At 57.4% G+C, this 26,711-nt stretch carries 26 protein-coding genes; 6 read left to right on the top strand and 20 right to left on the bottom strand.

All coding sequences use genetic code 11. The annotated features are described in order from the left end of the window. Nucleotides 1–397 precede the first annotated feature (397 nt). Together AC2FH9_RS10425 and AC2FH9_RS10430 are read left to right on the top strand one after the other, a co-directional pair. Nucleotides 398–1,243, top strand: coding sequence for a helix-turn-helix transcriptional regulator (locus AC2FH9_RS10425; protein ID WP_246097200.1), 846 nt, complete (start codon nt 398–400; stop codon nt 1,241–1,243). Beyond that, on the top strand, nt 1,243–1,734 hold the full coding sequence (locus tag AC2FH9_RS10430; protein ID WP_496871452.1) for an A24 family peptidase: 492 nt from the start codon (nt 1,243–1,245) through the stop codon (nt 1,732–1,734). Before AC2FH9_RS10425 ends, AC2FH9_RS10430 begins: the two co-directional genes overlap by 1 nt. 13 nt (nt 1,735–1,747) lie before the next feature. Here the strand turns inward: AC2FH9_RS10430 and AC2FH9_RS10435 are convergent, their stop codons facing one another. The 9 genes from AC2FH9_RS10435 to AC2FH9_RS10475 form a co-directional block, all read right to left on the bottom strand. Continuing rightward, nucleotides 1,748–2,731 carry a type II secretion system F family protein gene (locus tag AC2FH9_RS10435; RefSeq protein ID WP_142635745.1) on the bottom strand — a complete coding sequence of 328 codons (984 nt, stop codon included), beginning with the start codon at nt 2,729–2,731 and terminating at the stop codon, nt 1,748–1,750. Between the two features lie 13 nt (nt 2,732–2,744). Continuing rightward, nucleotides 2,745–3,773: a type II secretion system F family protein gene (locus AC2FH9_RS10440; protein ID WP_142635743.1), complete on the bottom strand. Its 1,029-nt coding sequence runs from the start codon at nt 3,771–3,773 to the stop codon at nt 2,745–2,747. Nucleotides 3,774–3,784: 11 nt separating this feature from the next. Then, entirely contained in the window at nt 3,785–5,182 is a 1,398-nt protein-coding gene (locus AC2FH9_RS10445) for a TadA family conjugal transfer-associated ATPase (RefSeq protein ID WP_142635741.1), read from the bottom strand. Between the two features lie 48 nt (nt 5,183–5,230). Continuing rightward, nucleotides 5,231–6,436 carry a CpaE/TadZ family protein gene (locus AC2FH9_RS10450; RefSeq protein ID WP_142635739.1) on the bottom strand — a complete coding sequence of 402 codons (1,206 nt, stop codon included), beginning with the start codon at nt 6,434–6,436 and terminating at the stop codon, nt 5,231–5,233. Between the two features lie 11 nt (nt 6,437–6,447). Continuing rightward, nucleotides 6,448–7,086, bottom strand: coding sequence for a TadE/TadG family type IV pilus assembly protein (locus tag AC2FH9_RS10455; RefSeq protein WP_496706319.1), 639 nt, complete (start codon nt 7,084–7,086; stop codon nt 6,448–6,450). Next, entirely contained in the window at nt 7,083–7,574 is a 492-nt protein-coding gene (locus AC2FH9_RS10460; RefSeq protein WP_496871454.1) for a TadE/TadG family type IV pilus assembly protein, read from the bottom strand. The genes AC2FH9_RS10455 and AC2FH9_RS10460 overlap by 4 nt, the downstream gene beginning before the upstream one ends. After that, on the bottom strand, nt 7,571–9,055 hold the full coding sequence (locus tag AC2FH9_RS10465; RefSeq protein WP_496871456.1) for a pilus assembly protein TadG-related protein: 1,485 nt from the start codon (nt 9,053–9,055) through the stop codon (nt 7,571–7,573). The genes AC2FH9_RS10460 and AC2FH9_RS10465 overlap by 4 nt, the downstream gene beginning before the upstream one ends. Nucleotides 9,056–9,085: 30 nt before the next feature. Then, nucleotides 9,086–9,913, bottom strand: coding sequence for a Flp pilus assembly protein CpaB (gene cpaB, locus AC2FH9_RS10470; protein WP_142635731.1), 828 nt, complete (start codon nt 9,911–9,913; stop codon nt 9,086–9,088). 163 nt (nt 9,914–10,076) lie between these two features. Beyond that, on the bottom strand, nt 10,077–10,265 hold the full coding sequence (locus AC2FH9_RS10475; RefSeq protein WP_281972471.1) for a Flp family type IVb pilin: 189 nt from the start codon (nt 10,263–10,265) through the stop codon (nt 10,077–10,079). Nucleotides 10,266–10,646: 381 nt separating this feature from the next. Between AC2FH9_RS10475 and AC2FH9_RS10480 the strand changes: the two genes are divergently transcribed. Beyond that, nucleotides 10,647–11,645, top strand: a complete 999-nt coding sequence (locus tag AC2FH9_RS10480) for a LacI family DNA-binding transcriptional regulator (protein WP_496750075.1) — start codon at nt 10,647–10,649, stop codon at nt 11,643–11,645. Here the strand turns inward: AC2FH9_RS10480 and AC2FH9_RS10485 are convergent, their stop codons facing one another. Further along, complete coding sequence (locus AC2FH9_RS10485; protein ID WP_496696267.1) at nt 11,646–12,779, bottom strand: Gfo/Idh/MocA family protein; 1,134 nt, start codon at nt 12,777–12,779, stop codon at nt 11,646–11,648. Between the two features lie 37 nt (nt 12,780–12,816). Continuing rightward, nucleotides 12,817–13,920: a Gfo/Idh/MocA family protein gene (locus tag AC2FH9_RS10490; protein WP_496871457.1), complete on the bottom strand. Its 1,104-nt coding sequence runs from the start codon at nt 13,918–13,920 to the stop codon at nt 12,817–12,819. 126 nt (nt 13,921–14,046) lie between these two features. Here AC2FH9_RS10490 and iolC point away from each other — a divergent pair, with 126 nt between their 5' ends. Genes iolC through AC2FH9_RS10505 form a run of 3 tightly spaced genes read left to right on the top strand, consistent with a single transcriptional unit; the run spans nt 14,047 to nt 16,697 of the window. Continuing rightward, nucleotides 14,047–15,015: a 5-dehydro-2-deoxygluconokinase gene (iolC, locus tag AC2FH9_RS10495; RefSeq protein WP_271948662.1), complete on the top strand. Its 969-nt coding sequence runs from the start codon at nt 14,047–14,049 to the stop codon at nt 15,013–15,015. Nucleotides 15,016–15,024: 9 nt separating this feature from the next. Beyond that, nucleotides 15,025–15,861: a 5-deoxy-glucuronate isomerase gene (locus AC2FH9_RS10500; RefSeq protein ID WP_496696271.1), complete on the top strand. Its 837-nt coding sequence runs from the start codon at nt 15,025–15,027 to the stop codon at nt 15,859–15,861. Beyond that, nucleotides 15,858–16,697: a class II fructose-bisphosphate aldolase gene (locus AC2FH9_RS10505; protein ID WP_496696273.1), complete on the top strand. Its 840-nt coding sequence runs from the start codon at nt 15,858–15,860 to the stop codon at nt 16,695–16,697. Before AC2FH9_RS10500 ends, AC2FH9_RS10505 begins: the two co-directional genes overlap by 4 nt. Nucleotides 16,698–16,746: 49 nt before the next feature. Here the strand turns inward: AC2FH9_RS10505 and AC2FH9_RS10510 are convergent, their stop codons facing one another. From AC2FH9_RS10510 to iolG, 9 genes are all read right to left on the bottom strand, one after another. Next, a complete protein-coding gene (locus tag AC2FH9_RS10510; RefSeq protein WP_496696275.1) occupies nt 16,747–17,505 on the bottom strand; it encodes an SDR family NAD(P)-dependent oxidoreductase in 759 nt (252 codons plus the stop codon). Further along, nucleotides 17,502–18,308, bottom strand: coding sequence for a 5-deoxy-glucuronate isomerase (iolB, locus tag AC2FH9_RS10515; protein WP_496696277.1), 807 nt, complete (start codon nt 18,306–18,308; stop codon nt 17,502–17,504). The genes AC2FH9_RS10510 and iolB overlap by 4 nt, the downstream gene beginning before the upstream one ends. Before the next feature lie 39 nt (nt 18,309–18,347). After that, on the bottom strand, nt 18,348–19,529 hold the full coding sequence (locus tag AC2FH9_RS10520; RefSeq protein ID WP_281995350.1) for a phytanoyl-CoA dioxygenase family protein: 1,182 nt from the start codon (nt 19,527–19,529) through the stop codon (nt 18,348–18,350). A 48-nt stretch (nt 19,530–19,577) separates the two neighbouring features. Next, nucleotides 19,578–20,477 (bottom strand): myo-inosose-2 dehydratase, encoded by a 900-nt coding sequence (gene iolE, locus AC2FH9_RS10525; RefSeq protein ID WP_496871460.1) that lies wholly within the window; start codon nt 20,475–20,477, stop codon nt 19,578–19,580. Then, nucleotides 20,474–22,306: a 3D-(3,5/4)-trihydroxycyclohexane-1,2-dione acylhydrolase (decyclizing) gene (iolD, locus tag AC2FH9_RS10530; RefSeq protein WP_496871461.1), complete on the bottom strand. Its 1,833-nt coding sequence runs from the start codon at nt 22,304–22,306 to the stop codon at nt 20,474–20,476. Before iolD ends, iolE begins: the two co-directional genes overlap by 4 nt. A gap of 83 nt (nt 22,307–22,389) precedes the next feature. Next, entirely contained in the window at nt 22,390–23,211 is an 822-nt protein-coding gene (locus tag AC2FH9_RS10535; protein ID WP_496706304.1) for an ATP-binding cassette domain-containing protein, read from the bottom strand. A gap of 1 nt (nt 23,212) precedes the next feature. Further along, the gene (locus AC2FH9_RS10540) at nt 23,213–24,319 is read right to left on the bottom strand and encodes an ABC transporter permease (RefSeq protein ID WP_142635706.1); all 1,107 of its coding nucleotides are present in this window, start codon (nt 24,317–24,319) and stop codon (nt 23,213–23,215) included. 68 nt (nt 24,320–24,387) lie between these two features. Then, nucleotides 24,388–25,308, bottom strand: a complete 921-nt coding sequence (locus tag AC2FH9_RS10545) for a sugar ABC transporter substrate-binding protein (RefSeq protein ID WP_142635704.1) — start codon at nt 25,306–25,308, stop codon at nt 24,388–24,390. Nucleotides 25,309–25,425: 117 nt separating this feature from the next. After that, a complete protein-coding gene (gene iolG / locus AC2FH9_RS10550; protein WP_496696288.1) occupies nt 25,426–26,439 on the bottom strand; it encodes an inositol 2-dehydrogenase in 1,014 nt (337 codons plus the stop codon). Between the last annotated feature and the right edge of the window lie 272 nt (nt 26,440–26,711).

Raw genomic sequence — 26,711 nt, forward strand, 5'->3', positions numbered from 1 at the left:
AGCCGTTTGAACCTGGATTCTCAAACCCGAAGCATCGTGCAAATCAAGAATTGTGACAAATTGAAAAACGGTTAATCCCTCCACGGCTGCATCGGTGAATACAGGCAACCGCCCGACCAACCGACGACCAAACAAGCGCAATAACCTTACAAAAAAGGCATAAACCACTACGCTTCGCCCCGTATTCCGCGAATAGGTCAAAGAAATAGTCCGCGAATTTTGTGCAGTTTGTTTACTGAAACGCGACGAATTGATCGTACATAATTAGGTTAATGATTTTTTAGATGAGTTTTAGACGATTATATAGAACTATAGGAATGTAAAGAATCGGTAGGAGGTTGCGCACTCTTATATTGCAAATGCGCGTTTATGTTTGTTCGAGTACAGGTTGTTATCTATGGTCCGGGGGAATGCTCAGAGCGCTGCGTGGTTGCCAAACGCGCTTCATGCCAGAGCCATCATTAATTTCATTCATTGGAGCCAGGCAGGCGTCGTTCTTGATGCCGCGCTTGAAGGTATCGTCAAAGCATTTGGCGCCGATTGTGCTGTCATCAGCCGTGTGTGGCTGAACAAGGGGGCCCATCGTGTTGCCGCACGGGCTGACACACGGGATCCAAAATTCCAAAGACCATTGTTTCATTCTTTCGCCAACGACGCCCTCGGCCCGTTTCGGAACAAACCAAAACGCGCCTCGGTGTTTAGTCTGCGAGATGACGGGGCAGACCCCAGTGATATCTCCGCAGTTTTGTTAGATTGGATGTCGCACCGCAAGCTGGATGACATTCTGTTCATATGCCTGGACCATAACGGCGGCGAAATCGACTTTCTGGAACTTCATTTCGGGCAGAGTTCCGAACCCGGTTACCGCGAAGCTATTGAACAGGTGGCTCCGCAACTATCCGAGACCTATCAGGCCCGCCGAGCCGGACTGATCACTGAATCATTGTCTCGGCAATCAGTCACCGCACTCAGAAAATCATACAGTGAAGCACCTATTCTCAGCACCGAGAACCCAACGGGCCTGACCCGTGCCGAATGGCGTGTTTGCGTTCTTGTTTCACGCGGGTTGTCGCCTCAGTCCATTGGTGCCGAACTTGAGATCGGACCAGCGACAGTTCGCACGCATCTCAAGCATATCTATTCAAAAACGGCGCTGGACACCTTCCACATGCTGGCCCGGCGCTTGGTATCGGTAGAAGAGCGCGAGGCCCTTTTTGGGAAACCTGGCCAGGCACGTGCCTGATGCCTGAACTGGACTGGCAGTCCTGGCTGACATTGTGGGTATTCACACCGCTGTTCGTAATGATCGCCTGGACGGATTTCACCCAAATGCGCATCCCTAACCTGTACTGCCTTCTGGGCGGTGCAGTCGTGCTTGTGAGCGCGCCGTTTCCGGATTGGAACCAACTGTTGCTGCGCCTTCTTGTGGCCGCAGCGTGTTTTGCGATTTGTTTCGGTCTGTTTGCTGCGGGTTGGCTGGGCGGCGGCGACGCCAAGATATTGCCAATCGTATTTGCCGCAATTCCGGTCCCGGTCGTATCGACCTATCTGCTAATACTGGCAGGCTGCATGGCAGCGGGGCTGATCGGAATGTCGCTGTTTCGACGCTTCGCCCGACAAACTTCCCCGCCTATCAAGTCGACCGCCCAGTCGCGCGAATTTCCTCTTGGAATCGCTATCGGATCATCCGGGGTGATCCTTGCAATCTGGTCGGCTACTGCGCTTTGGTTCTGACCATGTCAGCGTCTTAGGGGCCAAACGCATCCATATAACGGATCACGATCGGGGCCAGGATCAGCCCGGCGATTGCAGGCAGCATAAAACTGGCCATAACCGCCGACATTTGGACAGGCAACTTGTTGGCCTTTTCCTGTGCCCGCACCTCGCGCAGTTCACGCATTTCTTCGGCATAAGTGTTCAAAGCCGCAGCCAGGGGAACGCCAAACCGGGTCGATTGCAGCACAACGCTTACGAATGAGCTCATTTCCTCGATACCTGTTCGACGCGCCATACGCATCAGCGCGGTATCTCGGTCACGCCCTGCCTGAATCTCGGAAAGCGCAATCAGCATCTCTTCGGACATTTCCGGCGCGACTAGCTGCATTTCGACCGCCACTTTCAGCAAGGCCTGATCAAAACCGAGGCCAGCCTCGATACCGATCTGAAGCAGATCCAGCATGTTCGGAAACGCATTTTCCATCAGACGCTTGCGCTCTTTGATCCGGGCGCCCATCCATAACTGCGGTATGAGATACCCGATCCCGCACAATACGCCGACATTCCGGATAATCTCGAACGCGTTCAGGCTGGACGTATATTCCGCGATCCGCGCACCCAAGTTGTTTGCCGGTTGCCAGGACATCAGGAAGAGGAAGGCCAGCGGCAGGAACGTCGCCAGCCCCAAACGGATAAGATAGAAATTCACGATTGCGTTTTTGCTGCGAAATCCGGAACGCGCCAACACCTGCCCAACTTCGAAACGTACACTGGCATCGCTGGGTATCAGGGCCGCACTCAACCCTGTCGGCGCTTCGCCCTCGACTTTTTCAGGAACTGCCCGTGACAAAGCCTGACGTGGGCGGCTCGACACCATGCGCTCTGCGGCTGTGGACCGTTCGCTAAGCGAGGACGAGATACCAAGAAACGCTACGACCGCACCTATCAGCACACAACCCAGAACCAGGATCTGCGTTGATAATTCGCTATCAAAAATCGAACTCAAATACTCCATCGAATACGCCTCTTCAAATCCGGAAATTCACAAGCTTGAACATCACAATCGCGTTCAGGACGATGGTAACGGCGATAACGCTCATGACTGGCACAAAGGCCGGAGAGTCCGCGACATCGCCATAATATGTCGGCGTCATGATGGTCATGAACACGGCAATGCCAACGGGAATGGATGACAGGATATATGCTGTCATGCGGCCTTCGGCCGAGATGGCCTTGACCTTGCGACGCAATGACATGCGCGCTCGGATCACGCGAGCCAGCGTGCGCAGGATGCCGGCCAGGTCGCCACCTGTGCCGTGCTGCATCATCAGTGCAACAGCTAGATATTGGATATCTTCTTCATCGATGCGGTCAGCCATGCTTTTGATCGCAGTTGTCAGTTCTTCGCCATAAGAGACCTGATCAACGACCAGCCCAAACTCGGTTCCAATCGGGTCAGGCATTTCTTCGGCGACACTTTGTAAGGTTGTGTTCAGTGGGTGCCCCACCTTCAATCCACGGGACATCAGGTCCAGCGCATCGGGCAACTGCTTGATCAACGCCGCCTTGCGCTTGCGCAACGTCACACCCAACGCAACCAGTGGCGCGATCAGGAAAACAAGGGCGCAGGTGGGGACCACTTTCAACGGATCAGCCACCATAGACCCACCAATGGCCGAGATCAGAAAGGCTGCGCCACAACCTGCCAGAAACATTTCGGGAACCATGTTCAGGCCCGAAACCTTCAACGCCAGAGGCAAATCCCCTACCAGCGGGAAACTCCGCAACAGTGGCTTGGCTTCCTGCGGTTTCAACAGGCTGAGGACATCCTCACCCGACTTCCCCTCGGACAGCATCTGAATTCGGCGGTTGATCGCCTCTTCGCGGTTTTCGCCACGCCGCATAAACTGACGCAGCCCTTCAAAAGCAATCAGCGCACCCAGGAAAACCGCAAGCGCCAGAACAAACCTGACATCGAACCCGGCAACTTCCATTTCCGGGCCGATCAGGTTGTTGATGTTCAGATTGGCCAGATATGACCTGATTTTCTCGAACATCCCAGACCTCCTTAGTTGAACTTGACCGTGGACAGGTCGACCCCGGCAGCCGCCAGTGCATCACTGGATTTTGGCCGAATTCCCGTGGGCATGAACCGGCCCAGAACCTTGCCGTCTTCATCCTTGCCTTCGCGCTTGAAGACAAAGATGTCCTGCATGGTGATGATGTCGCCTTCCATTCCAGTCACTTCCGAGATCGAAGTAACCCGGCGCGTCCCGTCTGACAGTCGGTTCAACTGAAGCACAAAGTGGATGGCCGAAGCGATGGTGGCCCGGATCGCCGAATGCGGCAGCTCCATCCCGCCCATCTGTACCATCTGCTCGACCCGAGACAGCGCATCGCGGGGACTGTTGGCATGAACGGTCGTCATCGAACCGTCATGGCCGGTATTCATCGCCTGCAGCATGTCGAAGGCCTCTGATCCGCGCACCTCGCCGACCACAATACGGTCAGGGCGCATCCGCAGCGCATTGCGGACAAGATCACGCTGGGCCACAGCGCCGGTCCCGTCCAAACCGGCTGGGCGGGTCTCCATGCGGAGAACATGTTCCTGCTGCAGTTGCAGTTCAGCAGCGTCTTCGATGGTCACGACCCGTTCGTTGCCGCCGATATAGGAAGACAAGGCATTCAGCATCGTCGTTTTACCTGATCCGGTTCCTCCGGAAATCAGGACATTCATCTTTGCCTCGACCAGACCGCGCAACAACGCCGCGGCACTGTCATTCAATGCATCGTTCTTAACCAACCGCTCCATCGTCAGCGGTACGCGCGCGAATTTACGGATCGACAAGGCCGGCCCGTCCAGCGCGCAGGGCCGAATGATCGCGTTTACACGGCTGCCATCCTCAAGCCGCGCATCCACCCAGGGTTGGCGTTCATCGATACGACGGCCGACACGACTGACAATCTTGTCGATGATCCGCAGCAAATGACGTTCATCCCGAAAACGGGCCGAGGTTTTTTCCAGAATACCCGAACGTTCGACGAAAATCTGCTTGTGACCGTTCACCAGAATATCGTTGATCGAAGGGTCGGCCAGCAAAGGCTCCAGTGGCCCAAGCCCAAGCACCTCGTGCATCAGTTCTTCGACCAAAAGCTTGATTTCCTCGGACCGCATGGCCCGGCCCTCGGACCGCAACAGATCAGTTGCGTGTTTGCCGATTTCGCCCCGCAATGTGTCTTCTTCGACCTTGTCGATCACAGCCAGATTCAGCTTATCAAGCAGCGAGTTGTGCATCCGGGCCTTGAGGTCAATACGGTCCATCTCGCGCTCGCGCTCCATGGCACGGCGTTCGGCGTTCTTGACCTCGATATCAGCAACATTTCCGTTCGGCTGTTTCGTGTCCAACGGCACAACTTTTGGGGATTGGGATGTAGTGCGACCCGTTCTGTCAAATTCACGAAACATTCTGCTTTACCTTTTACTTAACTGATCTTCACATCTTCGGACTTCGATTTACTGTTTGCCCACGCGTGGCGGCAGAGAAACTGTGGTTTCCTGCGCGATGCGGCGGATGGCTCGTGTCAGAGGCGCCCGGTTTGAGACCTCTTGCAGAGGTACGCCCCGATCCACGCATTCACGAACGGTTCGCTCATCCTTGGGAATCCAGTGGGCGAAATCCTGTTCCAACAGCTTTGCCGCTGCGCGGTGGTGCGCGGCCGGGATCAGGGGTTTCTTTTCCAGGCTCGCAACCAGCTGGATTTCCAAGGCCGGGTTTTCGGCGTGATAGAAATCCATCAATTTCCGCGCTGACCGGATCGAAGGCACCGCGACATCCGTCACCAAAAGCAGCCGGTCGGCTTGGGACAAAACCGGCGTGATCCACTCGACCAGAGCTCGCGGCAGATCAATAATCACATAATCATGGCTGCGCTTGAGGCTGTCCAAAATGGCCGAGATCTGTTCTTCATTAATGGCACTGAGAGGACCAAAGCGCGACGGTGCAGCCAGAACATCAACCCCACAGGGGGATTTGGTCATGGCCTGTTCCAGAAAGGCGCCATCGGGAATGCTCTCATCCATCGCCATCCGCCACATGGCGTCACTTTCCTCAACATCCATCAGGGCGGCAATAGATCCGAACTGAAAATCCAAATCGACAACCGCGACTTCGTTGGCGGCTTTCTTCTTGAAGAACCCTTCCTTGGCCTGTAGCTCGTTGGCCAGATTGGCAGCGACGATAGACGATCCAACCCCACCACGGGATTTGGCCACGGCGATCACTTTGCCCAGGGTTGCCTGACCGCCCCACACGGCCGGCAACTGCGCCTGACGGCGGGCCCGGATTGCGTCCACCTGCGGCACAATTTCCTCGTCGATCCACTTTCTCGGAAGAACGTCGTCGACACCAAGCTTTTTCAGCTGGCGCGCCTTTTCCAAGGGCAGATCCTCGTGGGCCAACGCAATGATGATCGCATTTGGCATACGGGCATCACAGATTTTCCGTGCGGTTTGCAGTAGGTCCCCGGAATTCTCATCCACATCGAACAGAACAACATCATGCTCTGCAGTCAGCGAGATCGCAGAGCCGTTTACCCCCGCAACGGTGTCCTGACGACCGGTGAACCGGCAGTTCGCCTGCCCCCGCAACGAGCCTTCGATGGCCGAGTAAATCTGCTCGTCCGGTGAAATCAACAATACTGAAATCTGCTTGGCACTCATTATGTTTCTCCTTACTCACTCGCCCCGGCCGCCAGATCTTCGGCGGGAACCGATGTGCTCATCGCGGGAAGAGAAATACTGTTGGGGGTATTTGACGCAGGTGTTGTGCCGTTCGACGCAAGAGCGGCCAGACCGGCGATTGGCATCATGAAGTTAAAGTTTACGTTAACAAGTTCGGCGGTAACGACCGGCGTATATGGCCCCCCTAAAAATCCAAGGCGCGCGTCATGCGAATATCCGATCTGTACGTTGGCGGCAGTCGTTCCCGGTGGCAGCAACATGCGGATATCATTCCAGACACGTGCGCCGTAATCCGTCGCGGTATTCAAAGGGCAAGGCGCAGGCAGGGCAGGCACGGCACAGACATTGCCACTGCGGCAGAGCACCCCAAATTTCGTACTTGTAGGAGCGCCGCTTGCCAGCGTGTGCTCGGTCGGCAACGCGCCGCAAAGCGGAGGCCCAAGAGTTGCCAGCCGGGATGCTTTTTGCATCGCCTTCTGCGCCATGGTTGTCGACCAGAACAACCGGCCATAATCCACAATGCCGAACATCAGCAACAGGAACAGTGGAATGACCATCCCCAATTCGACTAGGGCAGCGCCACGCTCCTGACTCCGGAAGGTCCGCAGGATATGCGACAACCGGGTCATACGCCGAGCACCCGGCTCTGATCCGAAATCACCGTGTCAAGCGTGCTAACAGCCCCGCCGAACAGGCCCAGAACATTGCCCAGGATAAAATCAATCTGGATTTTCGCGGTCACTTCGACCACTGAGGTCGGGTCAATACGATAGCTGCCAGACCGCGATATGCAGGTCGGGGTTACATCCACCAGCGTTGTTCCGACCGGCAAATGCGCCCCACCGCCCAGTCGGTTGGCGACAATATCTGTGGCCATTGCATCATAGCTTGCGACGCCGCCCGCGCTGCATAAATCCAGCGGTGCGATGCGAGCGATCATGCGTGACGCATCCCGTACGCCGGCAGATGTCGCCTGATGTATCCAGGTGATCCGGCTGCCCTCGATGATCACAACAAAGAACAGCAAGATAACCGGCAGAACCATGGCGAACTCGACCATCGGCGCGCCAGACTCGCAGCGCTGAAAGCGTGAGAGGAAGCGACCCAGCGGCTTCATCGGTACAGCCTCACGACATCGCGGAAAATGCCATCAACGGCACTGCCACCAACTCCGCCGCCAACCTGTTTGACCACCTCGACGAAGATGTCGAAATCCGAGCCTGTAGACTGCTCAAGCGGCTGAAACAGAAAGACTTTTACGAACTCCTTGACCGGCACATCTGTGGCGCGGCCGGTGACCGGGTTCGCGGTGCAGTCAATCGCTGCGGCAATGAACGTACGCCGCTCGGGATCGGTGCTGGGTTGGCCTGAACATTGGGCGCGGCCGGTCTCGTCACGTCCGGTGACGATATCACCTGACCCGGCCCGGCTGACCTCATCCAGATATACCTGATACCGGGTGTTTCCTGTCGGTGCGCCCTGCGCATGCGGTGTCAGCGTACCGTCCGGTCCAACTCCATAATTCATAAGATTGTAAGCCGCTTGTCCTGACGTCCAGTTGCCATCGCCAAAACGGCTGCCATTGCAAAGACCACTTACCGGGTCAAAGCAATCATCCGGCGGCATGGGAATAGTATTGGTCGACAGGTCCGGATTGTTTTTCAGACAACCACCGCCAGAATGGTCCCAACCTGAAATCACATTTGGACCCGGTGCATAGTCTGGATTGTTTTTCAGTTGGTTCATGGTCGCCTGGAACATATCGAACCGCGAATTGTAGATCGCGCTGCCAATCCCGTTACGCTGACCGGGTTCGGTGTCGACACCGCGCTGAGACACGCATTTAGTCAGGTTCCCATTCGCAGCAATGAGGCAGATATACAGCTTTGAGCCGGTCAGACCGGCGCATGGCCCGTTTGGATTGATCCCGATATCCGTTGGATCCAGAAATCCGAAATTCCCCGGCCCCCAGGCCGAGTTGTTGCCGCCAGTACGCAATTTGATGGAAGCGCCGATATTGGCGCTGGAGGTCCAGCCCGACGGGATGCAGAACATCAACGGCGTTACGTCACAGGCATATGCTGAATACCCAGCGATCGAGACTGAATTCACCTCTCCGGACGGGCTGGCGACACCCAGCAAGCTGGCCAGCGATCGGCCAAAAGGCAGGAAAACAGTCCGTGGTGTCGCGGTCACCTCGACCAAGACGGCACGCGCTGGGTCTGTCGTCACAAAGGGCGTAACCGAGTCGTTATCGTCTGGGTCTGCCGCCGGAGTAGGCAATCCGGTCAGAAAGCGAAGCGAAAAATCCGCAGAAGTTCCAAGGCTTTGGCTGCCATCCGCGAAAAACTGTTCGTCGTCGATCATGCCGGATGCCGCAGCTGTTGCACGTGTAATGGCGTCAGCATTGCCATCCAGCTCTCCTGCGGCGGCAAGCGCCACGTGGTCGGTATAGGCTTGCATGTCAGTTTGGGTAGAGGCGATACGCCCCAGATCAAAAGTCAGTGCAGCCATTCCGATCATGACGACCATGAACATGCCGACAAAAACCAGAATTGTGCCGTCTTCTTTGTCCCTGATTTTGCGTAGCGAAGTCATATCAACCTCCCTCGAAAGACCAACCTGACCTCAGTTCACCGGCTCAGTTGTTGCACTGGTGTTCCCAAAGACCTGAATTTCCTGAACGTCGGTTGCCCCACGGCGAACTTTCACAATCGGCCTGGGCGTGCCCTCTTCTAGCGGTGATTTTTCAAGGAGGATGTCGCTGAGGCGAACCGCTTCCAGCGGCTTATCCTCTTCTGTTTGCAGAGACCGCAGAGACAGGCTGAGCTGCCCGGCCTTCTGCGCCAGAGCCAACTTCTGACCTTCATCCGGGGTGACCTCGATCGTAACCGTGCGGGCAATGCCGGGTTGGTCAAGCTCTTCATCCGCGGTTTGGTCCACGCCGATGACCCGGATATTCTGCAGGATCGTCACTGCACGCAGTGTATCATTGGTGCCGCGGGTCAGAACAATGTCGACAAAGTCGCCAGGCGTAACAAATCCGCCTACCCCTGTCTGCGCGTCGACATTGATCGCCATCGCGCGGTTATTCTCGCCAATCGTCTGAACGATTGTCACTTTTTCACCAAAATCGGAAACTTTCGAGGTCAAAAGAATTTCGCCCTGCGCCAAAGCGCGCTTGGCCCGGCGAGGTTCTATGCCTGCGGCAGGCAGGACATCATCAAAGCTTGTAAAAACACCTGCAGGCACAGATGCAGTAGGCCAATCAATGGTCGTCAGCTTGTGCCCTTCGATCGGCGTTCCGAACGCGATATCTTCGGCCACGGCCACAACACGAACTATGGTTGGTTCACCCGCTGACTGATTCCTTCGGATCTGATCCTGTGCCAGAATAACCGCGCCACCCGCCAAACCTATTCCCAGGAAAGTCATCAAAAATGATTTAATACGCATGGTATCCTCCAATTCCCGGGAAAACTCAGGATAATTACTTAATTGGGCCTGAATGGCCAAACAGACCGCTTATGCAAATCAAAGGTGGTCTGGTAGGAAACTGACGCCCCACGCTTGCGAATGGGAAGTCAGGTTTTTTTCACTTAGGAAATTGGCGCGCAGCTTAAGGCGTTGTCCGCTGGGCTGCCGAGTTTGCATCACTAAAGTTGCTGCTGGTCGTGCCAGCCAAATTGGTCAGAATTGTCCCGCCGACGACAATCGCAACAAACAGCGCGATGCCATATTCAACCAGGGTGGCGCCACTCTCGTCTTTGCGTAGCTTCAGAAATACTTTGCGAATTCCATTCAACATTACTTGAACTCCAGACTGTTTTACCAAAGTGCGAAATCCCGCACTGACACGAGGAACACACCCCCGTTAACTAAATCGTTACCGATGAGGCGGTGCCGAAACCTCCCCACAAACGAAAAGAAATTCCCGCTTAGGGCGAATTTTCGATCATTTTGGGCGGAAATGTGTCAAATCGCGGACCGATTTACGGTGCGCGGCGGCAGATTTACCTGATCTCCCGTCAGAAAGAATCGATTGGTGAGAAGCTGCTCGGGGTCAATAAACCGGGCCCCGCGTCAAACGAGCAATCATTTGCAACCGATTGCAGCCACCAGACTAACTGGCTTAGTATCACGACATGAAAATGTCTGTCATCCCACCTTTCTTCTGCAGGTACGAAACATGAGCGTCACCCTAAAAGACGTCGCAGCTCTGGCCGGGGTGTCGCGCTCTGCCGTGTCGCGCACCTTTACCGAGGGCGCCTCGGTTTCGGCGAAAACCAGAAGTAAGGTCGAAAAGGCCGCGGCGGAACTGGGTTACAGCCCAAACGCCCTGGCCTCGTCCCTGACCACGGGGCGGACAAAACTGATTGGGTTGATCTCGAACAACTTTCACAACCCGATTTTCCTTGAAGTGTTCGATCAATTCACGCGCGCCTTGCAGGAACGCGGTCTGCGCCCGTTGATCGTGAATCTGACGGATGAGACCGAGCCTGCCAATTCCGTTCGGATGCTGCGCCAGTATTCGGTCGACGCCGCGATTGTGGCCTCGTCGACCCTGCCGCCCAGTTTCGCCAAGGCGTTTCACGATGCAGGCGTTCCGGTCGTGCATACGTTCGGACGCTCTGCGACCTCGCCCGAGGTACATGTGGTCGGGATCGACAATGTTGAATGTGGTCGCATGGCGGCCCGCGAGCTGCAGGCGCGGGGCTATCGGCGCGTTGGATATCTGGGCGGGCCTAAGGATGCGACCTCGGCCATGGACCGCTATCAGGGCTTTATGGAAGAGGCCGAAAAGCATCCCGATCTTGAGGTCACATACTCTTTCGCCGGGGCCTATTCCTTTGAGGCCGGGCGCGCGGAAATGCTGGATCTGCTAAAGGGTCAACCTGCCGAAAGCTATTTCTGTGGCGATGACATCCTGTCAGTCGGTGCGCTGTCTGCCTTGTCGGATCACGGGCTGAAACCGGGCAAGGATATCGGGATCATCGGCCTGAATGACATGGAGATGTCGCGTTGGGAAAGCGTGAATCTGACGACCATCCACCAACCGATCAAGCAAATCATCACCTCGTCTGTGGATCTGGTGGAAGAGATGCTTAAAGACCCCGAGCGTTATCCCGAGGCCCGCATTTTCCCCTGCCGCGTAGTCGAAAGGGGCACGCTGCGCCCCCGCGCCTAGTCAGCGGAACATAGGGGGGCGCGCATCCTTCCAGGCTCCGTCTTCATTGCCCGACGCAACGGCAGCATGGACCGCTGCGATAGACCGCACACCATCCGCTGCGCCTGGCAACCCGTCGCGGGATTCGCCACGAATGGCATCGGCCAGATCGCAATAGATGTTGGCTACAGCCAAGGGAAACCCTTCAGGATGTGCGATGGCAACCCGCGACAGGCGCTGGGCGTCCTCGTACAAGCCACCTTCGCCCTTTTCAATGATCTGTGTGCGGCCGCCAACCGGTGTATAGAGCAACTGGTTGGGCTGTTCCGAGGTCCAGCGCAGACCGCCGGTTTCACCAAAGACCTGAATGTCGAACCCATGTTGGCGCCCGATCGCAACGGACGAAGTCCACAAGCGCCCGACGGTGCCACGCTCTGTCCGGAAGTTGACCATGGCATCATCCTCCAGCACGCGGCTTGAGATGGTCGAGGCCATGTCGGCGGACAGCGACGTGACCTCATCATCGCAAATGAAGCTTGCCATATGCAGCGCGTGTATACCGCAATCCGCGAACTGCCCCGAGACACCGGCCATCGCCGGATCATACCGCCAGCGCACGCGTGGATTGTCGGCGTCAGTGGCATCCCCGTGGTGGCCGTGGCTGAAATTCGTCACGACCAGACGCACCTTGCCGATATCCCCGACCCTCACCATTGCACGTGCCTGGCGCACCATCGGATAAGCCGAATAGCAATAATTCACGGCGCATAGCTTGCCCGATGCTTCGGCGATGCGCACGATCTCTTCGCCTTCTTCCACGGTCATCGTCATCGGCTTTTCGCACAGAACGTTAAAACCCGCCTCGAGATAGGCCTTGGCAATTTCAAAATGGGTCGAGTTCGGTGTCGCGATGGTAACCAGATCGATGCGGTCGCTACGGTCTTTTTCACCGGCTAGCATCTCTTGCCAGTCGCCATAGGCGCGATCAGTTGCAACGCCCAGACGCTGTGCATATTCACGTCCCACGTCGGGGCGGTGGTCCAACGCTCCAGCAGCGAACTCAAACAGCCCATCGGCCTGTGCGCCAAGGCGGTGCGCAGGGCCAATCTGGCTGCCTTCACCGCCACCGATCATGCCCCATTTCAGCTTTGTCATGGTCTTAGTCTCTCTTTGGAAATTGGGTGGTGAGTTTTCAGAAATCGCTGATATCTGTCCATTGCCGCCCGTCTGACGATGCCAATGCAGCCGCCAGAACGCGGTTCACCTCGTGCCCATCGCGGAAGGTAGGCCAGGTATTCTGTCCAGAATGGATGGCCTGCAGGAAATCCTTGGCCTCGATAATGATCTGATCCTGATATCCTGTGCCGTGCCCCGGACCCTGGCAAAAAGGTTCGTAATCCGGGTGCGCAGGGCCTGTCAGGATCTTGGTAAAACCGCGTGCAGCTTCGGGACCTTCGCGGCGATACAGCCACAAGGCATTCTGGTCCTCCTGATCGAACCGGATCGCACCTTTGGTACCCGAGACTTCATAGGCGTAGCCCATCTTGCGACCCGTTGCGACACGGCTGAAATAGAGGTTGCCCATGACCCCGCTTTCAAAACGGCACATCATCTGCGCGTGATCATCATTGGTAACTTCGCCGCCGGGGCGATGCCGGTGCACCGTCTCCACATCGGCCATAACCTGAGTGATCGGCCCGATCAGCGCCAACGCACCATTCACCATATGCGGAGCAAGATCGCCGATGGTTCCATTGGCCATTCCCGTTGTGCGCCAGGTTGCTGGGGCCTCGGGGTCGGCATAGAAATCCTCGGTATGTTCGCCACGGAACCATGTGACCTGACCGATTTCCCCTTCAGCAATAAGCTGACGCGCATATTGGCTAGCGGGCGTACGGATATAGTTGAACCCGACCATGTTGATTCCACCTGTGGCCTCGGCTGCCGCCACCATCGCGCGGCTGTCGTCCAAGGACGCCCCCAAGGGTTTTTCGCACAGCACCGGTTTACCAAGGGCAAACGCCGCCTCAGCGATTTGACGGTGTGTCGATTGAGGTGAGGCGATCACAATGGCCTCGACCTTTGGATCCTCGACCAGCATGCGCCAGTCATCGGTGGCGCGCTGGAACCCGTAGGCGGCGCGATAGACTTCCGCGCTTGCAGATGTCGAGGCACAGATCACCTCAAGCCGCGGGCGCAGCGCGGTGTCGAACACCGCACCTACCGCTGACATCGCGACGGAGTGGGCCTTGCCCATATAGCCGCCGCCAACAATTCCAATTCCAATTTCAGGCATCTGCCGCGGCCTCGCACATATCATTTGCAACCGGTTGCAAAATCAGTATCGTGTGAATCGATTCAACGCAAGGATCAACACACCTTGCCGACCCTTTTCGCCGGAGGAAATGACGTGACCGCTTTGATGGACGGTATCAAAGGAAACCGCTTTGGCGTCTTGGGTCGTGCGGGCATGGACCTGTTTGCCGATCCCATCGGCGAGAAAAGTGAGGATGCCGACGCGTTCCGGGCCGATCTGGGCGGTTCATCGGCAAATATATGTGTGGGTCTGGTCAAGCTGGGCAGTCAAGCGTCGCTGATCACCTCGGTATCTGACGACGCGGTCGCGCGGTTCTGCCTGAACCGGCTGGCGCATTACGGCGTCGATACGTCCAACATACGGGTTGTAAGGGGCGAATACCGCATGTCGCTGGCAATCTACGAAAGCCGGACAGAAGATTTCCAGAATGTCATCTACCGCAATGGCGCAGTCGATTTCCAAGTCACCGAAGAGGATATGGACCAGGTAGATTTCAGCTCCTTCTCGGCTGTGATCTCGGCCGGAACCGTCTTTGCGGCCGAGCCTTCGCGCAGCGCCACATTCCGGGCCATCGACACGGCCCGCAAGGCCGGTGTGCCCGTAATATTTGACATAGACTATCGCCCTTACAGTTGGCCCTCACCCGAAGTCGCGTCCGAGGTCCTGTCCCGCGCCGGTGACGCCAGTGATCTGATCGTAGGCAATGACGAAGAATTCGGTTTCATGGCGGGCGGGATAAACAAAGGGTTTGCCAAGGCGCAGGAACTGGCGGCCAAACCAGGCCGCGTGGTGATCTATAAAATGGGTGAAAAAGGCGCCATCACGCTGATGGACGGGCAGGAATTTCAGACAGGCATCTATCCGGTGACTGCCGTCAAGCCGAATGGCGCAGGTGACAGTTTCATGGCCGGGTTACTGGCCTCGGTTGCAGCGGGGTACTCGCTGAAGGACGCGGTGATGCGCGGTTCGGCCTGCGCCTCGATCGTCGTGTCTCAACCCGGCTGCGCGCCCGCTATGCCGACCACCGAACAGCTGGACACGTTTCTGGCCACCCATCCCGGCCCCACGGCATAGGAGATCCCAATGCATATCGCCCCCTATGAGAACCAGAACAAACCCATCGTGGATGCCGATGACCCAATGGTGCCCCTGAACTATTTCAACATCGTCAAACTGAAACAGGGCGAGGCGTTCGAATATCAAGTGCCGGGGTATGAGACCTGCATCGTCCCGGCCACAGGTACAGTCGATGTGGATGTCGAAGGCGTGCAATTTGCCATGCTGGGCAACCGAGGAGAGGATGTCTGGGATGGAGAGCCAGAGGGCGTTTATGCACCCGTTGGCGCCAAGGTGCAGATCGTCTGCGCCTCGGACCACTCCGAAGTCTTCATCGCGGGCGCCAGATACGACAAAGTGCTGGACCCGTTCGATGTCCGCCAGCACGATCTGGTGCAATACGGCAGCGACGACACCAAAACCCACCGCAAGATCAAGCACATCCTGGGCCAGAAACAGCATGACAAGGTGGGCCGTCTGCTGGTGAGTGAGCTGTTCACCGTGGGTCAGGGCGGCTGGTCGGGATTTCCCAGCCACAAACACGATACCAACCGCCTGCCGGATGAGACCCGCCATGACGAGACCTATAATTTCCGTTTCAAACCCAACTGGGGCTCTGGCCTACAGATGCTGCAGCGCGAGGATAACGAACCGGGCGACGCCTATCATATCATGGACGGATCGACCGTCTGTATCGACAAGGGTTATCACCCCTGCTGCGTCCTGCCGGGGTATGAGATGTATTATTTCACGATCCTCGGCGGCCTGACCCAACGCTCGCTAGTCCAGTATTTCCAACCCACCCATGCCTATCAGATCGAAACCATACCGGGCATCAAAGACATGATTGCAAAATTCAAATGACCCTCGCCACACTGAAAGACGTTCTGCAACCGGCTTATGAACAAGGCTATGCCGTGGGCGGCCTGGTCACGTTAGGATGGGAGGATATGCGCGCCTATGTGGCCGCAGCCGAAGCCGAAAACGCGCCTCTGATTCTGCAGGCCGGACCCAGTTGCCGCGAGCACACCCCCCTGCCCGTTCTGGGCAAGATGTTCCGCTATCTGGCCGAAAACGCCTCTGTCCCCGTCGTCGCCCACCTGGACCATGGGTACACCTTCGAGGACTGCAAAATCGCGTTGGACAGCGGCTTTACCTCGCTGATGTTCGACGGGTCGCGTAAGCCATTGCAGCAAAACATCGATGAGACCGCGGCCATTGCCGAAATGGCCCATGCGGCAGGGATTTCATGCGAGGGAGAGATCGGCTTTGTGGGGTATTCCGGTGGCGAAGGCTCAAATGGTACCGACCCCGAGGAAGCCGCGAAGTTTGCACGCGAAAGCGGCGTCGACGCGATGGCGATTTCGGTTGGCAATGTTCACTTGCAGCAAAACAAAGAAGGTGGCCTGGATGAGGCGCGTATCGCCGAAATCGATGCCGTGACCGAAGTGCCTTTGGTCATTCATGGCGGGTCCGGTGTGCCGGTAGAGCAGCGTATGAAGCTGGCGCGCGAGACCTCGATCTGCAAGTTCAACATAGGAACCGAGCTGCGTATGGCATTCGGAAATGCCATGCGTGAAGCCGTCAATCGTGATCCTGAACGGTTTGACCGCGTCACGATCCTGAAGGAAACGCACGACCCGGTTGAGGCAGCTGCCCGCACCGTGATCCGTGCCTTTGGCGCCCCGCCGCAGCATTAGGGCGTCAAGTTACCAGTCGACCGGAAGCGCATCGCCAAGCGGCATCACCTCAGATCGAGCCGCCTTCGACCATGAAGTTCCCCGCGCTGCACATGGCCGCGTCGTCTGAGGCCAGAAACAGGACCATGCGCGCCACATAGACCGGCTCAATCGGGTCCGGCAGACATTGACGATCCACCTGCTTGGCCAGCGCCTCGGGTGTCACCCATAACTCTTTTTGCCTCTCCGTCATGATCCAGCCCGGAACTACTGTGTTCACCCTGATGCGATGGTCGCCCAACTCGCGCGCCATGGTACGGGTTAGGCCATGAACGGCAGATTTGGCGGTGGCATAGGCCGGGAATCCTGCCCCGCATTCCCACCAGGAATTCGATCCCAGATTGACGATGGCCCCCTTGCCCTTAGCGATCATGCCCGGGGCCACCGACTGGATGGCAAAGAACATATGGCGGATATTGGTGGCCATTCGGTCATCCCAATACTCCGGCGTTACCTCGCGCCAGTCGTGGCGTTCGTCATGGGCAGCGTTGTTGACCAGAACATCCGCCTCGCCCAGCGTGGCGACCAGCCGCTCGAACGCGGCCTGCAATGCCTCAATGTCGCGCAGATCGCATTGGGCAAAGGCATGCTGCCCGTCCAGTTCCGCCAATAGCGCTTGGCCCGCATCTGCGTTCAGATCAACAAACCCGACCCTGGCCCCCTGGGCGGCAAAGGCGCGAACCGTTTCGGCGCCGATCCCCCCGGCCCCGCCGGTGATAAAAACTGTTTTTCCCGCAAGACCGGGGTAATTCGCAAAATTCGCGCTCATGCGTCACGCTCCATGATCCATTCAACTTCGGGGGCGGCAACAAAGCGCCATTTCCGCAATGGGCCGGCCATGACGTTCAGATAGTACATCTCAAACCCATAGGGCGCACCGCAGGGATGATGCCCGCGCGGGACGATCACGACATCGCCATCAGATACAGCCATAGCCTCGTCCAGATCGCCATCATCGGTATAGACCCGCTGAATGCCGAACCCGTACGAGGGGTTCAGACGGTGGTAATAGGTCTCTTCGAGATAAGTGATGCGAGGAAAGTCATCCTCATCATGGCGATGGCTGGGGTAGGAGGACCAGTGGCCATTGGGCGTGAAGACCTCGGTCACCAGCAGGCTGTCAGCGACGTCTTCGGCCTCCATCGCGATATTGTTGATATAGCGGGTATTCACACCCTTCCCGCGTTCGGTCAGTGTGATGCCACCCGGCCCGATCCGTCGCGCCGGATGGCCACCTTTGCCGGGGGCCGAACACACGGCCACAACACAATCGGTTTCCGCCACAGCCTGCCAATCGGTTCCGTTGGGCAGGTACAGACAATGCGGCGGCGTCTTTTCAAAGACATCCATGCGGTCACCCAGCACACCCCAATCCTGCCCGGCCCCGGTGATATGCGCCTTGCCCTCGACCATGACCAGGATGACCTCATTGTCACCGGTTTCTTCGGCCGCCCTGTCGCCTGCGCGTAGGTGGTAAAGACCGAACCCGACATAGCGCCATCCCGCAGAGGCAGGGGTGATGTCATGCACCTTGCCATAGGGGCCGCGTGGTTTCCTGAGCAGGTTGGCCATGGGGCCTCCTTTCTGGGCGCGCCGGCCCGGTTCGTAACGTCAGGCGGATTGTCGGGTTTTCAACGCCGAAAGTGCCGAGGTCAGTTGCTCTGGCGTCCATTCTTCGGCGACCGCACGCCGCAAGATATCCGCCTGGCTTTCCGGCGCATTACCACCAATCGGGGGATCTGTGTCCAGATTTGTCGGAAACGGATAGCCTTCGGCCGTCGCCGCGATGGCCGCGTCCAGCTCGGACCCAGTCAGCTCGCCGCTTTGCTTCAGGGCCACCAGTGACGGCAGCACGGCCTGCGCCATGGACCGGCGGTCGATGGCCTCCATCGCACGACCAAAAGCGGATGAGATCTGCAACAAGTTCGCCATACGGTCGATATCCGTGCTGCGGTTCTCGCCGGCCGAGTGGAACAGCGCGGGGTTGAAGAATACCGCGTCGCCTTTGTTCAACGGCACCTGAACATAGCTCTTCTCAAAGTGGTCCCTGTGCGCGGGGTCGTGAAAGCCAATATATCCGGCTGGATATAGCTGTGAAAACGGCAACAGTTTGGTGGGCCCGCTTTCCACCGGCATGTCACAATGTGCCACTGCCCCCTGCAAGGTCAGCGCCGCCGTCAGCAGATGTGCATGCACAGGGTACCGGGCAGCGCTTTCAGCGGTCTGAAAGCCCAGATGGTAGTCCCTATGCGCCTGCTGTGCCTTGCCGCCGGGGCGGACCTGATTGACCTGAGCCGTGACCTGATAGTTCGGCCCCAGCCATGCCTCGCAGGCGGTGGCAACAGCAGCGTTGCCGAAGTATTTTGAGAAACCTTCTGGATCGCGCAGGCAGTGCTTTTGCAGCGCATTCCAGATCCGGTCATTCGCACCCGAGGCGGCAAAATGATCACCCTCGCCTTCGCCGCTTTGGCGTTCCTCGTCGATGATCTGCCGAAAAACCTCGGTCGCCCGGTCGATCACCGACAGATCCTGATAGGCCCCTTTCAGCGCGATCACCCCGGCGGATTGGTTCAGCACATGGCCCCATTCCGCCATCAAAGCGCGCCGTTGCCCTGTATCTTCCAGCGCGGGACGCAGGGCATTCATGTCATAGACGGGGACGTTCTTTTCGATCATCGCGGCCTGCGGAACCATGTCCGAGGTCAGTTTCCGAGAGGTCAACACCTTGAATTCGTCCAAATCACAGGATTCCCGGTCAAAATACCCGACATATCCAATTCTTTGACTTACCATGATTTTCTCCTTCTTCATGGCCTTGGTGTTGCCCCTTGGGGCGGTTTGTTAGTTGGTGATCTCCAATCTTGCCTGAGCGCAGACATCGACAATGTGGTCGTAGCCCATCTTGGAATACTCTTGGGGTGGGGCCTTGGCGGGGTCCTGTTCGGCCTCGACCACGATCCAGCCGCTATAACCCATAGATTTCAACGCATTCGCCACGGCTTGAAAATCAATGCAACCATCGCCAGGCACAGTGAACGCTCCCGCGACGACAGCATCCAGGAAGCTGCGGTTGTTTTCGCGCACATCCTGTACGACCGCCGGACGGATATCCTTGAAATGGACGTGATGCACCCGGTCACCCCACCGATTGAGGGTCGCCATCACGTTGCCGCCACCAAACAGCAAGTGGCCGGTATCAAAGCACAAGCCGACCTCGGGGCCCGCCCCTTCCATCAACCAGTTCACATCCTCTTCGCTTTCGATAATCGTGCCCATGTGGTGGTGATAGGCCATCGGCATGCCCTGATCAGCCATCCATTTGGCCAGCTCGGTGATTTTGGCGGCATAGGCCAACACCTCATCCCGGGACAGTTTCACCCGGTCATTAACCGCGACCCCGATCTGCCCCTGCACGGTGTTCGAACATTCGGCATAGACGATGCACGGGCTGTTGAGCGCTACGAATTGTTCGACCTGCGCGCGCACGGCCTCGCGCTCGGTGGCAAAATCGTTAACCAGAGATGCCCCAGAACACCAACCGCCACACAGGACGATATCATTGGTGTCGAGATAGGCGCGCAGACCTTCGGTATCGCCGGGCATCCGCTGACCGCGTTCAACGCCGGTATAGCCGATCTCGCGCGCCTCTTTCAGGGCCTGTTCCATCGTGTAAGCCGCGGTCAGGTCCGGCAGATCATCATTCTGCCATGCAATCGGAGAGATGCCGATCTTCACGCTCATTTCGTGTTTCTTTCCTTGATGGCAACCTCATAGGCTGCGCGCTTTTCATTCACTTCCGGGCGGATGCTGACTTCGGGCACGGCCACTTCCCACCAGGTGCCGCCATATTCGGTCGACGGGTACGGATCGGTGTCTATGACGACCACATAGGGGCCGGTGACTTCGCCACGTTTGGCCAATGCCTGCTCCAGCTCAACGATCGAGCCCACCTTGACCGAAGTCGCCCCCATCGCCGCCGCGTGCGCAGCGAAGTCTATGGCCGAGGGCGTTTCGTGCACCGCGTGATCCAGCAAATTGTTAAACTCGGCCCCGCCAGTGCCCATTTGCAGACGGTTGATGCAGCCAAAGCCCCGATTGTCGGTGATCACCACTGTGAAAGAGACCCCCATCATCGCCGCCGTCGCCATTTCGGAGTTCGCCATCATATAGGTGCCGTCACCGGTAAAGCAGATGACGTCGCGATCAGGCTGGGCCATCTTGATGCCCATTGCACCGGCGATTTCATAGCCCATGCAACTGAACCCGTATTCCATGTGATAGGCACCGGGGCGGGGCGCTTTCCACAGCTTGTGCAGCTCACCCGGCATCGTGCCCGCGGCGCACATGACTACCGTGTTATTGTCCGAGGCGCGTTGCACCGCACCCACCACCTGCATATCCGTAGGCAACGCGTTTCCATCACCGGGCGCGTCGGTCAGTGCATCCACCTTGCCAAACCAATCTGCCTTCAGCGTGTCCGCCACCGGGTCGGCCCGGTAGCCGTGCAAGGCTTCGCCAAGTTCCTCTAACCCGACACGCGCATCGCTTTGCAGCGGCATTGCGCCGTGTTTTTCGGCGTCATAGGCGGCTGTGTTCAGGCAGATCATCTCGCGGTTCGGATTGGAAAACAGCCCCCAGGACCCGGTGGTAAAGTCCTGCAACCGCGTCCCAACAGCAAGCACCAGATCGGCCTCGGCGCAGGTGGCGTTGGCCGGTTCACCACCGGTTACACCAACCGGGCCAACGTTCAACGGATGATCCCAGGCCAGCGCCGATTTCCCGGCTTGCGTCTCGGTGATCGGGATATTGTGGGATTCCACAAAGCTCTGCAGCACATCCGTCGCTCCGGAGTAATGCACGCCACCTCCGGAAACGATAACGGGACGTTTGGCTGATCTGATCGCAGCCACCGCACGGGCCAACTCCGCCTCATCCGGGCGAATGCGGCGCTGATACCAGACCCTCGGCTCGAAGAAACTCTCGGGATAGTCATAGGCTTCGGCCTGAACATCCTGGCAAAAGGCCAACGTCACAGGCCCGCAATCGGCCGGGTCGGTCATGGTGCGAAAGGCGCGGGGCAAGGCCGTCAACAGATGTTCAGGCCGCGAGATGCGATCATAGTACCGGCTGACCGGGCGAAAACAGTCATTGGCACTAACCGTACCATCACCAAAGCTTTCGATCTGTTGCAACACAGGGTCAGGCCCGCGGGTGGCAAACACATCGCCGGGGATAATCAGAACCGGCAACCTATTCACATGCGCCAACGCCGCCGCAGTGACCATATTGGTGGCCCCCGGTCCAATGGATGAGGTCACCGCCATCGCCCGCGTCCGCCGCATCTGCTTGGCATAGGCAATCGCGCAATGTGCCATTGTCTGTTCATTTTGCCCGCGATAGGTTGGCAGGCTGTCTTTCGCGCCGTGCAGCGCTTCGCCCAGCCCGGCCACATTGCCATGGCCAAAGATGGCCCAGACACCGGCGATAAAGGGTTCACCCGCTTCGTTCATCTGCGCGCCCAGATAGCGCACCAAAGCTTGCGCTGCGGTCAGTCGGACTGTGTTGCCCATAGTGATACCTTTCAACACAAGGCCATCTCGGCCATTCCTGCAATTTCGAAATTAGCGGGCCTGTGGCCCAGACGGGGGAACGGTTAAACCGTTCCGCCCAGAGAGCCTTCGAGCTGGGCCATTTCCTGACCGCCCGCCATCAGGTCCTGCAATTGTTCGGGTGTGATCTCGCCTCGTGTGGCCGTGCCCAGAGTCTTGCCGCGATTGAGCACGGTAAAGCGATCACCTACGGCCAGCGCATGGCGCACGTTATGGCTGATGAACACCACACCCACGCCCTGATTGCGCACCTTGTCGATGGTTGCCAGAACATTCGATGTCTGACGTACCCCAAGGGCCGAGGTCGGCTCATCAAGGATCAAAACCTTGGCCCCGAAGTAAACCGCCCGGGCAATGGCAACCGTCTGACGCTCGCCCCCTGACAGGGTTCCAACGGCCTGATCCGGCCCGCGCAGGTTGATGCCCATCTTGCGCATCTCGGCCATGCAGACCTCATTGGCCTCGTCGATATCGAACCGTTTGAGCAATCCCTTGCCCTTGGTCGGTTCGCGGCCCATGAAGAAATTGCGGGTCACGCTCATCAAAGGGATCATCGCCAGATCCTGAAACACGGTCGCAATGCCCGCCTCCATCGCATCGCGTGGCGTGTCAAATTGCAGCGGTTTGCCTTCGAAAAAGATCTCGCCCTTGGTGGGTTTGTGAACTCCGGACATGGTCTTGATGAAGGTCGACTTTCCGGCACCGTTGTCGCCCAGCAGGCAGTGGCATTCGCCAGGCCTGACGTCAAAGCTGACGCCTGCCAGGGCAATAATGTTACCAAAATGCTTTTCGATATTCTTCATTTGCACGATCGGCGCGACATCCTTTACCGCATCCCCGTGATGGAACTTGCTGTCTTCAGTCATATCAGCGCTCCCCGGTTACGCGTTTGCGGATGGCGTTGTTGAACAATACCGCGATCAGAAGCATTGCGCCCAGGAACACCTGGAACCAGTCCTGATCGAAATCCGTGTAAGTCAGCCCGATGACCACCATGCCAAAGATGATCGCGCCAAAGAACGCCCCGATGGCCGATCCATAGCCACCGGTCAGCAGACAACCTCCGATCACCGCCGCAATGATGGCCTCAAACTCTTTCTGGAAGCCACGGCGCGCATCGGTCGATCCTGCGTCGATCACGGTGATGATTGCAACCAGCGCCGCGCAGCAGGCGGTTAGCATGAACAAGGACACTTTGATGCGGCTCACCGGCACGCCCGAGTTCGAAGCCGCATTGCTGTCGCCACCGGCCGCGAAAATCCAGTTTCCGGCAGGGGTCCGCAGCAGAACATAGGTCGCCGCAAGGGCCAGAACGATGAACCACAAAATCTCAACCGGAATGCCCGGTACTTTCGGCGCCCCGTTTTTGAATGTGTCGATCAATCCGTTTGCAGCCAGCCAGGCAAACAAACCGGCAAAAGCTTCGCCCGAGAAGAACGGGGCCAGCCAGTCGTTTTCGACTACATCGCGCACGCCACGCAGCTGGGTTGACCCGCCAGTGGCTGCTTTGAGACCCACCAGTGAGAGACCGCGCAGAATGAAAAGGAAAGCCAGAGTTACAATAAAAGAAGGCAAGCCTGACCGTATGACGATATTGCCGTTCACCGCCCCAACAAAGGCCGCAAAAACAAATGTCATCGGGATCGCAATGATCAGAGGTAACTGCCAAGTCACCACGCAGACACCAAAGAACAGGCCTGCAAAGGCAACCATCGAACCGATCGACAGGTCAAACTCACCCCCGATCATCAGCAGCGCCGCTCCGATAGCCAGGATACCCAGCTGTGCCGCGGGCGTCATGAAGTTCATAACTCCAGCCAGCGTGAACATGGAATCGTCTGCCGTGAGCGCGAAGAAAATGACCACCAGGACCACACCGGCCATGGCACCAAGCTCTGGACGTTTCATCAGCTTGGTCAGAAACGGTTCTTTCTTTACGCGTTCGTCCGTAGTGACGGGCGCTGACTCACTCATGTTTCCCTCCCAATTCGGTTGAAACGGCGCACCTGGCGCCGTTTCTGTTTTTCACTGTCCCAATCGGATCAGCGGATACCCTGTGCCGACAGGTCGATAACCTGAGCTGCCTTGTCCTGTGTGATCAGGTTCGGACCCGATGGCACGTTGCCACCTGGCATCAGGCCGTATTTGGCATGCAGGCCCATGAAGTTCACAGACAGATAGCCCTGCAGATACTGCTGCTGGTCGATGGCAAATGCCGCATCTCCATCGGCGATGGACTGCAGGAAGTTCGCAGACAGGTCGAACGAGGCTACGTTCACATCACGGCCCGATGCTTTCACAGCCGCTACCGTGGGTTCACCAGCCGAACTTGCACCCAGCGCCATGACTGTGTCGACAGCGTCATTCGCGGCCAGAGCGGCCGAGACCTTCGCTTCGATTTCTGAAGGATCGTTCGAGGTTGGCAGAACTTCGACGCTGCCACCAAAGCCTTCGGCAAAACCGGCGCAACGCAGGTCAAGCGCCACGTTTCCGACTTCGTGGTTCACACAGATCGCATTCGCGCCACCCATCGAAGCCAGCTTTTCGCCTGCGGCCTTGCCCGCATCAAACTCGTCCTGACCGACATGCAGCAATGCGCCCAGCTGTTTGGACACGTCCGAACCCGAGTTGATCGAGATCACTGGAATTCCGGCAGCAACAGCACGTTCGATTGACGGGCCAAGCGCATCGGCATCCGGGATCGAGACAATCAACCCGTCCGGTTCCTGGTTCACGGCGGCGTCGATCAGCTGTGACATCGCAACCATGTCAAAGGTCTCGGGTGCGCGGTATTCCACGTTCACGCCGACATCCTTGCCCGCTTGCTCAACGCCGTTTTTCACGACGTTCCAGAAGGCGTCATTGGCCTGACCATGAGACACAACGACGATCTCCTGCGCGAATGCAGGCGTGGCCATCGCCAGTGCACCAGCTGCCAGTGCGCCTTTAAAGAAATTATTCATATGGTTTCTCCTCCCGTTTGAACAGTGTGTTGGGGTCTTGGCCCCAATCTTCCGATTAAACCGAATCTTCTTCGCCCCGATCCGGGGCGAAGCTGCCCCAAGTTTCCGCATATCCGATCATTTTGCAACCGGTTTCAAAACTTTGGCCAAAACCATCGACTGTCCGGACTGCGCAGAACGGGTTGCGGCCTCGGCCATAGCAAGCGCGGCGACACCGTCGTCCAGAGTTACAGGCACCCCTGATCCAGAATTTACTGACCTAACGAATGCATCCCATTCTGCGCGATAGGCAGACATGTAGCGTTCAAGGAAAAAGTAAGTAGGCTTGGCACCGGTCACGCCATTCGAAGTTGACTTAACCACTGAGTTTTCAAGGATATTTTGCGCCTGAAGCATCCCTTCTGATCCCAGCAATTCGACCCTCTGATCATACCCATAAGCCGCGCGCCGAGAGTTTTTGATCACAGCGATCCGGCCATCTGCATAAGTCATTGTCACGACCGCCGTGTCCACATCACCTACGGCACCGATTTCGGGGTCAACAACCGATGTGCCCACTGCCGAGATTACTTCCGGCAGGTCACCCATCAGGAAGTTCGCCATGTCGAAATCATGAATCATCATGTCCCGAAACAGCCCTCCTGATACTTTGACATAGCTCACCGGTGGCGGCGCGGGGTCGAAAGATGTAATGGACAACAACTCGGCCTTGCCGACCTCACCAGCCTCAAACGCGGCCTTCAAAGCAGCAAAATTCGGGTCGAATCGACGATTGAAACCGACCATGACGGGCTGGCCTGTGGCTTTTGCAAAGGATTGACAGGCGACAGCCCTATCAAGGCTCAAATCAACCGGCTTCTCGCACAATACCGCTTTCCCGGCTTGGGTAGCCGCTTCGATCAGGTCGGAATGCGTATCCGTCGGCGTGGCGATCAGCACTGCATTTATCGAAGGATCAGAAATGATCTCTTGTGACTGTCGCGCACTGGCCCCGAATTCCTCAGCCAAACGCGCCGAAGCTTCGGGCAGTGCATCAGACACCGCGCTCAGTTCACTGTAAGGATGCGCCGCAATAGCCTGCGCGTGAACACGCCCAATGCGCCCAGCCCCCAGCAATCCTACTTTTAGCATCCCGCGCCCCCGAATCCCTTTTTTCGACACCACAATGATTCTCTTTGCAACCGGTTGCAAGAATTATTTCACAGTTACGTAAATTCACCCTTGTTTTCGGGTACTCGGCATGTGTGCCCACTGCAGCTGCGGCCGTCCAATTCACAAATATACAGTAACTGGCGCCTCTGACTTAGAACGCAAGCGAAAGGCCGCGCGTCACCCTGAATTCATCTTATTTGGGAAACGCACATTGGCACTGTCAACACCTGCCCAGGCCTACCCTGCTATGG

The sequence above is a fragment of the Ruegeria sp. CDSC081 genome, assembly GCF_059610485.1.